At 69.3% G+C, this 15,334-nt stretch carries 11 protein-coding genes; 3 read left to right on the forward strand and 8 right to left on the reverse strand.

Annotated features, from left to right (window positions below; genetic code table 11):
* Positions 1-15: 15 nt before the first annotated feature.
* Entirely contained in the window at positions 16-213 is a 198-nt protein-coding gene (locus ON38_RS25165; protein WP_039827476.1) for a hypothetical protein, read from the reverse strand.
* A gap of 73 nt (positions 214-286) precedes the next feature.
* On the reverse strand, positions 287-523 hold the full coding sequence (locus tag ON38_RS25170; RefSeq protein ID WP_039827477.1) for a DUF397 domain-containing protein: 237 nt from the start codon (positions 521-523) through the stop codon (positions 287-289).
* Between the two features lie 279 nt (positions 524-802).
* On the opposite strand from ON38_RS25170, the gene ON38_RS25175 reads away from it, so the two are divergent.
* The gene (locus ON38_RS25175) at positions 803-1,003 is read left to right on the forward strand and encodes a hypothetical protein (protein WP_039827478.1); all 201 of its coding nucleotides are present in this window, start codon (positions 803-805) and stop codon (positions 1,001-1,003) included.
* A 97-nt stretch (positions 1,004-1,100) separates the two neighbouring features.
* On the opposite strand, the gene ON38_RS25180 is transcribed toward ON38_RS25175, so the two are convergent.
* Positions 1,101-2,048, reverse strand: coding sequence for a DNA-3-methyladenine glycosylase family protein (locus ON38_RS25180; RefSeq protein ID WP_051165154.1), 948 nt, complete (start codon positions 2,046-2,048; stop codon positions 1,101-1,103).
* A 274-nt stretch (positions 2,049-2,322) separates the two neighbouring features.
* Positions 2,323-5,127: an FAD-binding and (Fe-S)-binding domain-containing protein gene (locus ON38_RS25185; RefSeq protein ID WP_039827479.1), complete on the reverse strand. Its 2,805-nt coding sequence runs from the start codon at positions 5,125-5,127 to the stop codon at positions 2,323-2,325.
* A 181-nt stretch (positions 5,128-5,308) separates the two neighbouring features.
* Between ON38_RS25185 and ON38_RS25190 the strand changes: the two genes are divergently transcribed.
* Complete coding sequence (locus tag ON38_RS25190; RefSeq protein ID WP_039827480.1) at positions 5,309-6,421, forward strand: DNA polymerase IV; 1,113 nt, start codon at positions 5,309-5,311, stop codon at positions 6,419-6,421.
* A 75-nt stretch (positions 6,422-6,496) separates the two neighbouring features.
* The gene (locus ON38_RS25195) at positions 6,497-8,377 is read left to right on the forward strand and encodes an ABC transporter ATP-binding protein (protein WP_039827482.1); all 1,881 of its coding nucleotides are present in this window, start codon (positions 6,497-6,499) and stop codon (positions 8,375-8,377) included.
* A 19-nt stretch (positions 8,378-8,396) separates the two neighbouring features.
* Here ON38_RS25195 and ON38_RS25200 read toward each other — a convergent pair whose 3' ends face one another.
* The 4 genes from ON38_RS25200 to ON38_RS25215 form a co-directional block, all read right to left on the reverse strand.
* On the reverse strand, positions 8,397-10,001 hold the full coding sequence (locus ON38_RS25200) for a molybdopterin-dependent oxidoreductase (protein WP_083873074.1): 1,605 nt from the start codon (positions 9,999-10,001) through the stop codon (positions 8,397-8,399).
* A gap of 138 nt (positions 10,002-10,139) precedes the next feature.
* Positions 10,140-11,291, reverse strand: a complete 1,152-nt coding sequence (locus ON38_RS25205; RefSeq protein ID WP_306306697.1) for an RNA-guided endonuclease InsQ/TnpB family protein — start codon at positions 11,289-11,291, stop codon at positions 10,140-10,142.
* A gap of 373 nt (positions 11,292-11,664) precedes the next feature.
* Positions 11,665-13,998, reverse strand: a complete 2,334-nt coding sequence (lon, locus tag ON38_RS25210) for an endopeptidase La (RefSeq protein ID WP_051165158.1) — start codon at positions 13,996-13,998, stop codon at positions 11,665-11,667.
* A gap of 163 nt (positions 13,999-14,161) precedes the next feature.
* The gene (locus ON38_RS25215) at positions 14,162-15,298 is read right to left on the reverse strand and encodes a serine hydrolase domain-containing protein (RefSeq protein ID WP_245564193.1); all 1,137 of its coding nucleotides are present in this window, start codon (positions 15,296-15,298) and stop codon (positions 14,162-14,164) included.
* Positions 15,299-15,334 lie beyond the last annotated feature (36 nt).

Below are 15,334 nucleotides of genomic sequence, written 5' to 3' on the forward strand. Positions count from 1 at the left end.
TTCGACCGGCCGACTTCACAACATCGCGACCACACCGGTCGCGACCAGCCCCACGAGCACTCCCACGAACAACGCCGAGAACACCGAGCCGGTGAGTACGAAAACGCCCACCGCCGATGCCGCAAAGAGCAGGCCGACGATCAATCGTTCGACGCCGTCGCCGGGCCCGAATTTGCGGAGCCGGGGACGGGAATTCTTGATCCCTGGGTCCACATATTGTTGTCTACCCGTTACCTGACGGACCCAAACTCCGAGCTCGGGGTAGGTCGGCCCGGGTAGAGAGAGGTTACGGCCGGTCGAATTCACCGTCGCGTACACCGGCGGTGAAGGCTGCCCATTCACCCGGAGTGAAGACCAGTACCGGCCCGTCGGGATTCTTACCGTCGCGCATCCCGACATGACCGTCGGCGAGCATCGCGATCTCGACACTGTGCGTCCCCGGCGCGGTGACATCTTCGCCGGTGGCGCCGCTCACCCACCGCGCGCCGGAGAGGTCCACGTTCGTACCGTTGTCGATGCTCATCCAGGTTCTCCTTCACCGCCGCGGAAATCGTCGTTTTCGAGTCGAGGGTCCCGGCGCAGCGCGCCTCGAGGATGTAGCGCGATGCTACGCGTCACCCCCACCGAGCTCGGGTTTACACCCGTCTACAGGAAATTTCACGAATCGGTACCGGTAAAAACGCCGAATCTCACCCGATATCGGCCCTTCTCGGCCTATGGTGAGCTGTTGGTCGTATGTGCACACCCGGAAAACCACCGCGGACAACAGGAGTCGACCGCGGGTTCAGAAGGAGGTCGTGTGATGCGGTTGAATCTGGACGCCCCGATCCCCACCCTGCTCGCCTGCGGTGCCGATCCCGGCGTGATGACCCCCGAACAAGCCCATTCGGCAATGCAGTTGCACCTGGACTGCACCGTCGACGAGTGCCGGGTCCGCCGGCGCGCCCGGGCCACCCTGGTGGAAGCGGGCCGCTGCGTACTGGACAATCGCGCCCTCCAATAGCGACCGGGTTCCGCCGTACCGGCCGCTCACCGGCCGATTCCGTACGGCTATCCGGAACAAGAACCCAGATCTCCCGGGCCGCGAACACCCTTATCGGTCAATGCCAGCGATGATCGGTGATGGGAGCGCGCGGGCCGAACCGCGGTTTACGAGCTTGCCCACTGATCTCGAGCAGACGGATGGTGCGATAGCGATGCGGACGTACCGGTTCGAGGTAGTCGACCATCTCGGCGTCGTCCATATCGCGGCCGAGCAGGGTCCAGCCGACGATCGACGCCAAGTGGAAGTCACCCACCGACAGCGCGTCGGCGTCGCCGAAAGCGCGCTGCGCGGTCTCCGCGGCCGTCCATTCCCCTATACCGGGAATCGTGCGGAGCCGGCGTGCGGCCTCGGCCGGAGGCAGCGCCGTCATCCGCTCCAGCGATTCGGCCAGCCGAGCCACCCGCACGATGGTCCGGCTGCGCTGCGGCCCGACATTGGCGCCGTGGAAGCTCCATGAGGGGATCCGGCTCCAGCCCGCCGCGTCCGGCGGTATCCGCATACCCGCCGGGGCCGGGCCGGGCGGCGGACTACCGAACAGATGTACCAGGCGGCGCCACGCCGCGTGGGCGGAGACGATGGTCACCTTCTGTTCCAGGATCGCCGGGATCAGCGCTTCGAGTACCCGCCCGGTGCGCAGCATCCGCAGCCCGGGATACCGCTGGTGCGCGGCCGCCACCGTGGGATGGATGGGCACGAAATCGTCGACCCTCTCGTCCAGGCACAGCATGCGATCGAGCCCGTCGAGGAACTCCGCGGCGCCCGCACCCCAGGCGGCCGCGCCGACGGTCAGTGGGTCTTCTTGGACCAGCCGGTAGGTGACCGGTCCGGTCGGCATGCGTGAGGTGTGCCAGTGCGCCCCGTCCGGGGTGATCTGGTGACAGGGGTCGCCGGGCCCACGACACAACGGCGCGAGGGTGTGGGCGAGGTGGATCGGGGCGGCGGCGGACAGGGTCCGGGTCGCCCGCGCATCGTCGGTGGATCCCGCGGTTCGGACAGGCACCATGCCATTGTGCTCTGCGCGGAGTAACGCTGTCCGATTGCCCGCCGATGAAGACGCAGTTGAGCAAATATGTGGTTTTCGCCGTGACTGGAGGTTCCTATGCTCACCGAAGCGCTCAATTGGTTACTCGATCTGTGGGGTTCGGTTTTCGCCGGTAGCTCCGGCTACGAGATTCCGCCCGGGACCCTCCCCTTCGGGAGCTGAGCCGCACGAGGAGCGGCCGGCCCGCCGAGGTCGGCCGCTCTTCGATACGAAGAAACCCGGGGTTCACCCGGAATCAATCGTCTGCCAGCAGAATCTGTGCCATATGCCGACCCCGCCGGGCAGTGAGCTGGGCAGCCTGGGTACGGCAGGAGAACCCGTCGGCGACCACGACGGCATCCGGTTCGGCGCCTTCCAGTGCCGGCAGCATTCCGTTCGCCGCCACCGCCGCCGATATCTCGTAATGCCCCTGCTGCATTCCGAAATTGCCCGCCAGACCACAGCAGCCGGCGATCTCTGTCACATTCACGCCCATCTGGGCAAATATTCGGCGATCCGCGTCGAAGCCCAGCACCGAATAGTGGTGACAATGCGGCTGGACGACCATCGACCGGCCGGGGTACCACGGCGGACGCCAGTCCGGTTGCGCCGTGAGGAACTCGGCGAGGGTGCGAACCGCGGCCGCGACCGGCCGGGCACGCGGGTCCTCGGGCAACAGCTCCGGCAGATCGGCTCGCAGCGCGGCGGTACAGGAGGGTTCGAGGCCGATCACCGCCCCGCCGCTGCGCACATGTTCGTCGAGGGCGTCGAGCGTGGCACGCAGCCGAGCCCGGGCGCCGTCCAGCTGCCCGGTGCTGATCCAGGTCAGGCCGCAGCACACCGGCCGGTGCGGCACGATCACCCGGTAGCCGAGCGAATCGAGCAGGCGCACCGCCGCCACCGCGATATCGGGGTCGAAGGCATTGGTGAAGGTGTCCACCCACAGCATCACCGTAGGCGCGCCCGATTTCCCCACCTGCTGCTCGGCCATCTCGCGTCGCCAGATCCGCCGGAACGGCACCGGCGCCAGCTCCGGCACCTCCCGGCGTGGATCGATCCCGGCGGCCCGCAGCCCGAGCCGGCGCAACGGTCCGGCGCCGGCCAGCGCGTTGATCAGCCGCGGCATCCGAGTCGCGGCGGCCAGCCAGCGCGGGAGCATACCCAGCGTGTAGTGGTCGCGGGGGCGCGGCCGACGCCGGTAGCGGCGGTAGAGCGTCTCGGACTTGTAGGTCGCCATATCGACGCCCGCCGGGCAATCCGTCCCGCAGGCGCGGCAGGACAGGCACAGGTCCAGTGATTCGGCCACCGCGGGCGCGGCCCAGTCCAGTTCGCCCCGGACCACCTCCTGCAATACCCGGGCCCGGCCCCGGGTGGTGTCCTTCTCGTCGGCCGTGGCCAGGTAGGAGGGGCACATGAAACCACCCGTGCCGCGCGTATCGGCCCGGCATTTGCCCACCCCCACGCAGCGGTGCACCGCGGTGGACAGATCCCCGGCATCATCGGCGAAGGCGAAGCCGCCCGCGCGCGGCAGCGACGGAAGACCCGCCAGCCGCAGATCGGCGTCGAGCGGGCGCGGCCGCACCAGCACGCCCGGATTGAGCAGGTCCGCGGGGTCGAACAGCGCCTTGTAACCGGCGAAGACGGCGCGGACCTCGGGTGAGTACATGATCTCCAGCAGCTCCGACCGGGCCCGGCCGTCGCCGTGCTCCCCACTCAGCGAACCGCCGTGGCCCACCACCAGATGCGCGGCGTCGGTCAGGAATGCGCGGAACCGTTCCGGCGCGTTGGCGATGGGCAGGTCCAGCCGCACATGGATACAGCCGTCGCCGATATGCCCGTAGAGCATCCCCTCGACCTTGTGCTCGCGGGTCAGCTCGTCGAAATCACGCAGGTAGGCCCCGAGTCGGGCCGGTGGAACCGCCGCGTCCTCCCAGCCCGGCCAGGCCGGCTCACCATCACGGGTGCGGCCGGCCAGACCGGCGCCGTCGGCCCGGATCCGCCACAGCGCGGCCGCGGCGCCGGAATCGTCGATGATCCGGCTGTCCAGCGCGTCCGCCGCCCCGCACAGCCGGCGGGCGGCGGCGTGGGTGGCGGCCGCGTTCTCCCCCGCCAGCTCCACGAACAACCAGCCGGTGCCACGCGGCAGATCGGGGACCCGCCGGCCGTGTGCGCGCACCATCTCGACCAGCCGGGCATCGATACCCTCGACCGCCACCGGCGCGACCGAGACCACCGCGGCGATATCGTCGGCGGCGGCGGCCAGATCGGGGTAGCCGAGCACGACCAGCAGGGTCGACGCCGGGATCGGCACCAATTCCACTTCGGCTTCCAGCAGCACACCGCAGGTCCCCTCGGTGCCGACGAACGAACCGGCCACCGAGCCGCCCCGTTCCGGCAGCAGGTATTCGAGCCCATAGCCCGAGGCCTGCCGGTCGAACCGGCCCAGGTCGGTGCGCAGCACGGCGAGGGCCTTCGCGGTGAACTCCGGCAGCCCGGGCACCTCGTCCAGCGAATCGGCCAGGCGGCGGGACGCTCCGGTACCGTCGATGATCCGCAATTCCCGGACCCGGTCGGAGGTGCGACCCCACGCGATGGCGTGCGGACCGCAGGCATTGTTGCCGATCATGCCGCCGAGGGTGCAGCGGTTCTGCGTGGACGGGTCCGGGCCGAAGCGCAGCCCATGCTCCCGCGCCCGGCGCTGCAGATCCGACAGCACCACCCCGGGCTGTACCCGGGCGGTCCGGCGGTCCGGATCTATCTCGGCGATTCCGGTCATATGCCTGCTGAAATCGAGAACGATGCCGGGACCGACGGCATTACCCGCGACGGAGGTGCCGCCCCCGCGCGCGGTCACGGCCCGGCCCTCGCTCCGCGCGACCTCCAGTACGGCCGCCACATCCGCCTCGGACCGGGGAAAGACCACCGCTTCGGGTAGCACCCGGTAGTTCGAGGCATCCGAGGAGTACTCCACGCGCCGGCGGTGGGAGATATCCACCGCGTCGATACCGATCCGCGCGCGCAGATGCCTTGCGAGAGTGTCCCGTGCGTCCTGGTCGGTCACACGGTCCAGCCTAGGCCGGAGTGGCGGATCACTCGGCCGACTCGCGTCACCGGGCCGTAGGCCGCCCGGTACCCACGGAGCACGTTTCGAACACCACGCCGCCGGGGCACGGTCCGGGCCACGCGGCGCGCGCCGTTGCGATATCCCCCTTCTTGTCACCCGGTAGGAGTAAGACGGTCTCGTGGCCCGCTGGCTGTTACACGTCGACCTCGACCAATTCCAGGCCGCGGTGGAATACCGGCGTCATCCCGAACTACGCGGGCAGCCGGTGATCGTGGGCGGAAACGGCGACCCGGACGAGCCCCGCAAGGTGGTGACCTGCGCCTCGTACCCGGCGCGCGCCTACGGGGTGCGGGCGGGTATGGCGTTGCGGTCGGCGGCACGGAAATGCCCGGATGCGGTCTTCCTGCCCTTGGACGTGCCCTGCTACGAGGAGGCGTCCGAGGAGGTCATGGCGCGGCTGCGGGCGTTCACCGATCAGGTGGAGGTGTGGGGGTGGGACGAGGCGTTCGTGGCACTCGATACCGAGGACCCCGAAGCATTCGCCCGGGCGATCCGGGCCGCGGTGGCAGAACTGGGTCTCACCTGCGCGATCGGCATCGGCGACAACAAGCTCACCGCGAAACTGGCCACCGGTTTCGCGAAATCGGTCGGGAAGCCCGGCGTCACCGCCGCCGACCATCCGGGAGCGCACGACGGCATGTTCCGGCTCACCGCCGCGAACTGGTCCGAGGTGATGGCCCATCGTCCGACGAACGCGCTCTGGGGAATCGGCAACCGGATCGCGGCCCGGCTGGCCGAACTCGATATTCATACCGTCGGGGAGCTGATGACCGCCGATCGGTCGCGGCTCGCCGCGGAGTTCGGTCCGGCGAACGGCCCCGCGCTGTGGGTGATGAGTCGCGGCGCCGGTGATACCGAGGTGGTGACGAAACCGCCACCGGCGGTGGGGCGCAGCAGATCGCAGACCTTCGCGCGGGATCTCACCGATCCGGCCGAGATCGGCGCGCAGGTGGCCCGGCTGGCGGTGGAGGTCGCGGCGGAGATCATCGAGGCGGGGCGGATCGCCACCCGGGTCTCGGTCACCGTGCGCACCAGCACCTTCTATACCCGCAGCAAACAGTCCAAATTGCCGGAGCCGACCACCGATATCCCCGTGATCGTCGAAGCCGCGCTGCGGGTGCTGGATCGGTTTCCGCTGGATCGTCCGATCCGATTGCTCGGGGTCCGTCTCGAACTCGCCCCGGTCGCGCCGGCACCCGGGAACGGTGGCGGCCCACCGTCCGCCGCTTGACCTGAACAATGGTTCAGCTTCTAGTGTCGGTGTACCGGAGTTCAATCGTGCTCCGGAGCGGAAGGACATTGTCAGATGAGCATGGAATCGGTGGCCTGGGACCAGATGTACCGGCGCATGCACGCCCCCGAGGAGACACGGTCGTTCAGTCTCGCGACGGCACGGCGCATTCTGCGCTTCGCCCGGCCGCATCGACGGCGGCTGATCGCCTTTCTCGTGCTCAGCGTGGCCGCGGCGGTGCTGGTGGTCGCCACGCCGCTGCTCGCGGGCCGGGTGGTCGACGATATCTTCGCCGGGTCGCCCCCGCGGACGGTGATACTGCTGGCGCTGGCCATCGCCACGCTGGCCGTTCTCGACGCCGGCCTGGGCCTGGCCATCCGCTGGCTGTCGGCGCGGATCGGCGAGGGCCTGATCCTCGACCTGCGGACCGCGGTCTTCGATCACGTTCAGCGGATGCCGATCGCCTTCTTCACCCGGACCCGGACCGGCGCGCTGGTGAGCCGGTTGAACAATGATGTGATCGGGGCGCAGCGCGCCTTCAGCGACACCCTGTCGGGGGTGGTCGCCAATATCGTCACCGTGGCGCTCACCCTGGTGGTGATGCTCCAATTGTCCTGGCAGATAACCCTGCTCGCGCTGCTCCTGCTGCCGGTATTCGTGATCCCGGCCCGGCGGATGGGCGACCGGCTGGCCGATATCCAGCGGGAGGCAGCGGGATTGAACGCGGCGATGAGCACGCAGATGACCGAGCGTTTCTCCGCGCCGGGCGCGACCCTGGTGAAACTCTTCGGGCGGCCTGCCCAGGAATCGGCCGAGTTCGCGCTGCGGGCCCGGCGGGTCCGGGATATCGGCGTGCGCACCGCCATGCTGCAGACCGTTTTCGTCACGGCCTTGACACTGGTTTCGGCGCTGGCCGTCGCGCTGGTATACGGCCTCGGCGGCTGGTACGCGCTGCGCGGGCAGTTGGACGCCGGTGCCGTGGTGGCCCTGTCGCTCCTGCTGACCAGGCTGTACTCTCCGCTCACCGCGCTGGCCAGTGCCCGGATGGAGATCATGTCCGCGCTGGTCAGTTTCGAGCGGGTCTTCGAGGTCCTGGACCTGAAGCCGCTGATCGAGGACGCTCCCGGCGCCCGGCCGGTGCCCGCGGGTCCCGTCGCGGTGGAACTCGACGATGTGCGGTTCGGATACCCGGCGGCGGACAAGGTCTCGCTGGCCTCGCTGGAAGAGGTGGCGACACTGGACACCCGCGGCGGTGAGGAAGTGCTGCACGGGGTGTCACTGCGCGCCGAGCCCGGTCAGCTGATCGCCCTGGTCGGCTCCTCCGGCGCCGGTAAATCGACCATCGCGCAGCTGGTCTCGCGGCTCTACGACGTGGATTCGGGCGCGGTCCGGCTGGGCGGCACCGATATTCGCGAACTCACCACGCAGTCGATCCAGGAAACCGTCGGCCTGGTCACCCAGGACGGCCATCTTTTCCACGACACCATCCGGGCCAATCTGCTGCTGGCCGCCCCGGAGGCCGGGGAGGAACAGCTGTGGGACGCGCTGGCGCGGGCGCGCCTGAGCGAGCTGATCGCGAGCCTGCCCGACGGACTGGACACGGTGGTCGGGGAACGGGGCTATCGCCTCTCCGGCGGCGAACGCCAGCGCCTCACCATTGCCCGGCTGCTGCTCAAACAGCCGCGGGTGGTGGTATTGGACGAGGCGACCGCTTCGCTCGACTCGACCTCCGAGGCCGCGGTGCAGGCGGCACTGACCGAAGCGCTTCAGGGTCGTACCGCCCTGGTGATCGCCCACCGGCTCTCGACCGTGCGGGCGGCCGATCAGATCCTGGTGGTCGAATCCGGACGCATCGTGGAGCGTGGCTCCCATACCGAACTGCTCGCCGCGGACGGGCGCTACGCCGAGCTGTACCGGACCCAATTCGCCCAGGCACCGGCGCCGGTGGCGGCGTAGTGGACCGGGACGGTCATCGTCACCCGACGGTGACCGTCCGGCTGTGCCGGCCCGTGGCACCGTCCGGGACCGGGTCGGCGCGCTCCTCGGTCTGCACCCGGCCCGCCCCGTCCGTGGCTCGTACGCGCAGGGTGTGTGAACCAGGTGCCGCGTCCCAGCGCCAGGTCCACTGCCGCCAGGTGTCCAATGAATACTCCGGCGCCAAGTCGGCCGGCTGCCAGGGACCGTCGTCGACCTGCACCTCCACCGCAGTGATCCCGCGATGCTGAGCCCAGGCGACCCCGGCCACCACCACCGGCCCCGGACCGATACGGCCGAAGGCCGGCGGAACATCGATGCGGGAGGCGGTTTTGATCGGGCCGAATGCCGACCAGCCCCGCCGGGTCCAGTAGGCCTGGGCGCGATCGAATCGGGTGACCTCCAGGTCGACCACCCATTTCGTCGCGCTGACGTATCCGTAGAGACCGGGTACCACCTGCCTGGCCGGGTAACCGTGCTCGACCGGCAGCGGTTCGCCGTTCATACCCACCGCGAGCAGGGCGTCGCGACCGTCGGTGAGGGCCGCGACCGGCGTGCCGGCGGTGAAACCGTCGGCGCTGGTGGACAGCACCATATCCGCGTCCGGCCGGACCCCGGCCTCGGCGAGCAGGTCGGCGAGGGGGTATCCGATCCAGCTCGCGTTGCCTACCAGGTCACCACCGACCTCGTTGGACACACAGGTCAGGGTGATCATCTTCTCCACGGCGGGCCGCCGGAGCAGATCGTCCATGGTGAGCCGGATTTCGCGCTCCACCATGCCGTGGATCCGCAGCTGCCAGTCGGCACTGGTCAACGCGGGTAACCGCAGGGCGGTATCGATCCGGTAGAAGGTGTCGTTGGGGGTGCGGAACGGGGAAAGCCCCGGGACGGGCGGGTCGACCCCTGGAGGGACGGGCGCGGCCGCCACCTGTGGACGCGGGACCACGAACCGCCGCAGGTCCGCGGTCACCGCGCGCGCACGTTCGCCGGCCCACCGCCCGGCCGCGGCGGATCCGGCTGCCAGGACAAAGGCCCCGGCGGCCAACCCCAGGAACCGCCGCCGCGAGGCATCGGTTCCGTTCGAGCCCGCGGCGTCTCCCGCGGATGCGCCCCCCGACGCCGGCCGGCGCGGTGCCCGGGCGATCAGGATCCGCAGGGTGCAGATTCCGGCCACGGCACCGAGCAGGATCGGCACGGCGAACGCCGCGGTGGCGTTCGGCCGCCGCAGCGCGGCGAGACAGACGGCCACCGCGAGCCCGGCCAGCAGTACGCTGCCGTAGGGCCGGCGTCGTTCCAGCAATCCCGCCGCCACCGCCGACACCACCATCGCCGCACCCATGCTCAGGAACAGGACGAGCTTGTCCCGGGTACCGAACTGTTCGATCGCGAACTCGCGCAGCGCCTGGGGCGTGTGATCGACCACGGTCGCCCCGGTGGCCAGGAAGGGCGAAGCATCCGGGGCGATGAGGGCCGCGACGAGTTCACCGACCCCGAGCACGACCGCGGCGGCCAGCAGACCGCTCAGCCCCGCCGCGCAGCGGTCGATGGTGCGCCGATCCTGCTGATCCGGCCCGGGAGGACCGGGCGAACTCGTCGTGTCCTGCATCAGCGTCCTCGTTCATCCACCGGCGCGGGGCCCTCTGCGGATGGTTTGACTTCCTCCCGGCCGTGAACGGCCGGGATTCCTGCCATGCCGCTACGCGGCATCTCGGTGGGTTCCTGTTTCATTGGGGCTTGCCTTCCGCTAGGCGGCTGGACTTACGGCCCCTCCGCAGGCGTTTGAATTCTCCGCAAGCCCTGCGGCGAGTATATTCTTCGCGGCGTTCAAATCCCGGTCGTGGACGGCACCGCATCGGCAGATCCATTCCCGGACGTGCAACGGTTTCGGTCCGTCGATAGCTCCGCACACCGAACACAACTGCGAGGACGGGAACCAGCGATCCACCTTGCCGAAGGTCCGCCCATACCTGTGGGCTTTCTCCTCCAGCATGCGGGTGAACATCGACCACCCGGCATCGTGGACCGACTTCGCCAACCGGGTCCGGGCCAGACCCTTCACACACAAGTCCTCGACATACACCGCTTGGTTGTCGCGGATGATCGTCGTGGAATGCTTGTGTGCCCAGTGTCGGCGCGTATCGGCCACCCGCGCATACGAGCGAGCCACCCTGATACGGGCCCCGGCCCGGTTCTTGCTGCCCTCCTCCTTGCGAGAGAGGGCCTGTTGCGCCTTCTTCAACCGGCGTTCGGCCTGCCGCAGAAAACGCGGCGAGACGATCGTTTTCCCGTCCGAGCAGACCGCGAACGTGGCCGGCCCCAAGTCGATACCGACCTCGGCCTCCAACTCGGGCAGAGGCCGATCGTCGGCCACCACCACGAACGACACGAAATAGCGTCCGCCCGCATCCTTGATGACGGTCACCGACGACGGATCGGACGGCAACTCCCGCGACCACGAGACTTTCAGCTCCCCGACCTTCGCCACATACACCCGACCGTTCGGACGCAACGAGAACCCGTTGCGGGTGAAACGGATCGCCTGCCGGTTGTCCTTGCGGGACCGGAACCGCGGCTTGCCCAGTTTGGCACCCTTGCGTTTCCCGGACAGCGAATCCCACCAATTCCGGTAGGCGGCGCGTGCGTCCTGGCAGGCCTGGACCAAAACCACGCTCGACACCTCCGCCAGCCAGGTTCGCTCCGGCGTGCGTTTGGCTTCCGTGACGACGAGACGTTGAACGTCGGTGTCGGAGAGCTTCACCCCAGTCGCATGCGCTTGCTCGCGGGCGCGGAGATTGTCGTTGTACACCACCCGGGCACACCCGAACGCCCGCGCCAACGAGATCCGCTGACCCGGCGTCGGATAGACCCGGAAGTTGTACCGGAGCTGCACGACCACAACCTAACACCGGGTGCCGACATAAACCCGCGTGAACACCACAGCACGAAATGATGCGCTGACCCGGCCCTGAAGGACCGGGCTTGCGCGCTACGTTTCCTGGTCACTCCTGGCTGCGGCAGGGAAGACGCCGGTGTAGTCGGCGCCACTGGGCCCGGCGCTGGAGGCCGGATCGCTGGAGGCCGGATCGCCGGAGGCCGGCGTCTCGGAATTCGCCAGCGGACTGCTCGTGACCCGGGCGGCCGAATCGGTGGCTGCGTCGGCGAGACAGGCCGTCGATCCCGGCTAGGGCGGTGGTCGAAACGATCGCCGGATCGCCGCAAACGAAAGGGCCGCGGCACCCGAACGGGTTGCCGCGGCCCTCGATCGTGGATCAGGCGCTGGCCGCCAGGGTGCGCTCGCCCAGGGACGGTTCCCGCACCGGTTCGATGGCGTAGGCCAGGATCTCGGCGACATCGCCCACCGGGCGGACGTCGAGCTCGGCCAGCACATCGGCGGGGACGTCGTCCAGGTCCGGCTCGTTGCGGGCCGGAATGAACACCGTCTTCAGTCCGGCACGCTGCGCGGCGAGCAGCTTCTGCTTCACCCCACCGATCGGCAGCACCCGGCCGTTCAAGGTGACCTCGCCCGTCATCCCGACATCGGAGCGCACCGGGCGCCCCAGGGCCAGCGACACCAGCGCGGTGACCATGGTGACACCGGCCGACGGCCCGTCCTTGGGCACGGCGCCGGCGGGCACGTGGACGTGCAGGTTGCGGTCCAGCACCGCCGATTCGATGCCGATCTCACCCAGGTGCGATCGCACGTAGGTCAACGCGATCTGCGCCGATTCCTTCATGACATCGCCCAGTTGGCCGGTCAGGGTCAGGGCCCGCTCGCCCTCGGCGGTATTGGCCTCGATGTAGAGGACGTCACCGCCGAGCCCGGTGACCGCCAGACCGGTCGCCACACCCGGTACCGCGGTGCGTTCCGCCGAATCCGGGGTGAAGCGCGGACGCCCGAGATATTCCTTCAGATCCGCGATATCTATGGTCAGCGGTGATGCCGTGGCCCCGGAGTACGGGGACTCCGTATCCGTCCGGGCCTCCTCGGTGGCGCCGGTCTCGGACAGGCGGGTCGCCGCCTTGCGCAATGCCTTGGCGATCAGCCGCTCGAGCTGCCGGACGCCGGCCTCACGGGTGTAGTTCGCCGCTACCTCGCGCAGTGCCGCGTCGGTGACCCGGACCTCCTCGGCAGTCAGCGCGTTGCGTTCCAGTTGCCGGGGCAGCAGGAAGTCGCGGGCGATGGCCACCTTGTCGTCCTCTGTGTACCCGTCGACCGTGATCACTTCCATCCGGTCCAGCAGCGGGCCCGGAATGGTCTCCATGACATTGGCCGTGGCCAGGAACAGCACATCGGACAGGTCGAGGTCCATGTCCAGGTAGTGATCGCGGAAGGTGTGGTTCTGCGCGGGGTCGAGCACCTCGAGCAGGGCCGCCGCCGGGTCGCCCCGGAAATCCGAACCGATCTTGTCGACCTCGTCCAGCAGGACGACCGGGTTCATGGAACCGGCTTCCTTGATCGCCCGGACGATCCGGCCGGGCATCGCGCCCACATAGGTGCGCCGGTGACCGCGGATCTCCGCCTCGTCCCGCACACCGCCGAGGGCGACCCGGACGAACTTGCGTCCCAGGGCGCGGGCGACGGATTCACCGAGTGAGGTCTTACCGACCCCGGGCGGGCCGGCCAGCACCAGTACCGCGCCGGATCCCCGTCCGCCCACGACCTCCAGGCCGCGTTGCGCCCGCCGCGCCCGGACCGCCAGATACTCGACCATCCGGTCCTTCACCTCGTCCAGGCCGTGATGGTCGGCGTCGAGCACGGCCCGGGCAGCGGCCACATCGGTGGAGTCCTCGGTTTTCACCTGCCACGGCAGTTCCAGGACGGTGTCCAGCCAGGTGCGGATCCACCCGGTTTCCGGGCTCTGATCACTGGAGCGCTCCAACCGGCCGACCTCGCGCAGCGCCGCCTCGCGCACGCTGTCGGGCAGGTCGGCCTGCTCTACGCGGGTGCGGTAGTCGTCGGCGCCGTCCGGCTCGTCCTCGCCGAGTTCCTTGCGGATGGCGTTGAGTTGCTGGCGCAGCAGGAATTCGCGCTGGCTCTTCTCCATGTTCTCGCGGACCTCGTCACCGATCTTCTCGGTGACCTCGGCCTCGGCGATATGGGCCCTGGTCCATTCGATGAGCCGGTTCAGCCGCTGTGCGACGTCCGGGGTCTCGAGCAGTTCACGTTTCTGCTCATCGGTGAGATACGCGGCGTAGCCCGCGGTATCGGCGATGGCGGACGGATCGGTGAGCTGGTTGAAGGCGTCGATCATCTGCCACGCCTCGCGCTTCTGCAGCACCGAGACGACCAGCTTCTTGTACTCGGCGGCCAGTTCCCGGGTGCGTCCGTCGGCGGCGGGGGTATCGACCGGTTCGGCCTCCACCCACAGTGCGGCGCCGGGGCCGGTGACCCCGTGACCGATCTTCGCGCGCCGTTCCGCCTTCAGCACCGCGGCGGGCGTACCGCCGCGCATCCGGCCGATCTGTTCGATGGTGGCGATCACGCCGTAGGCGGCGTAACCCTCGGACAGACGCGGAGCCAGCAGCACGGTCCCGGTCTGCGCGGCCTGCGCGGCGTCGATGGCCGCCTGCGCGGATTCATCCAGTTCGATCGGCACGACCATCCCGGGCAGCACGATGGGATCGGTCAGGAACAGCACCGGAAGATTCAGTGGTGTAGTCACGAACACAACCTCCAATAGTTGAGCTACACCCACTCAACTTGGCCGGGTCCGCCTTTGTTCCACCCCGTGCCCGTGTTCGCCCACGGCGAAGAAGAATCGTTCATCACAGCGATTCGTAGACGGCGGTCACGAGATCGTGGGCGCGGGTGTCCCCGTCGAAGGCGTCACGGCGCAGGTTCGGTACGAAACCGAAGGCGATCCGGCGTTCGGGGTCGGTGAACCCCAGCGAGCCGCCGGCGCCGGGATGGCCGAACGCGCCGGCGCGGGCCGGTCCGGGCAGCCGCATGGTTGCCGCGGGCAGCATGTAGCCGAGTCCGAACGCGCTTTCCAGCATCAGCACCTCGTCCGGACCGCGTACCTGTTCGGTGGCGGCCGCGCGGAGGATGTCCCCAGGTAGCAGGGCGCCCGCACCCAGGTCGCGGTAGAAACCGGCCAGCGCCCGGGCGGTGGTGTGCAGGCCGCTGGCCGGCCAGCCACCCGCCTGCACGGCGGGATCGGAGTAGGAGGGGCGCGGGTTGGTCGAGCCGCGCATGATCAGCGAATCCGGATCTTCGTAGGCACGCATCAGCCGCGCGGCGACGCCGCCCCCGGCGGTATCGACGGAGAATCGGGCGGCGCCGGAGCGCTCCGGGAAGGCGGTGCGCGCCGGGGCGACCCGCGGTATGCCGAGACACAGTTCGGGCCCGAAATGCTCGGCCACATAGGTCGCGACCGAATCACCGGTGTGCCGCCTGACGAATTCGCCGACCAGCCAACCGAAGGTCAGGGCGTGGTAACCGTGCCGGGTGCCCGGCTCCCATACCGGTCGCTGTGCGGCGAGCCGGTCGGCCATGGCCCGGGGGTCGGCCGCCTCGGCGACGGTGACCGGCCGGTCGAACGCGGGCAGACCGGCCCGGTGGGCCAGCAGATCCGCCAGCGTGGTGGCTTCCTTGCCCGCGGCACCGAACTCCGGCCACCACCGCGTCACCGGTTCCTCGACGCCGATCCGGGTCTCGGCACTCACCCGCAGCGCGGCGGTCGCTGTCAGTCCTTTGGTACACGAGAAGGTGACGCAGGGAGTGTCGCGTTCCCACGCCCGTCCGGTCCGGCGATCGGCGATTCCGCCCCACAGATCCACCACCGCGCGGCCGTCGACGAATACCGCCACCGCGGCCCCGAGATCCGCGCCCGCCGCCAGATTCGCCGCGAAGACCTCGCGAACCGCACCGAAGGCGGGGTCGGCGTGTCCTTCCACAGTCACGTGAATAATTAGAACACGTTATCGTTCCGCCGAGTC

Source organism: Nocardia testacea NBRC 100365 (assembly GCF_000308775.1).
Classification (GTDB): domain Bacteria; phylum Actinomycetota; class Actinomycetes; order Mycobacteriales; family Mycobacteriaceae; genus Nocardia; species Nocardia testacea.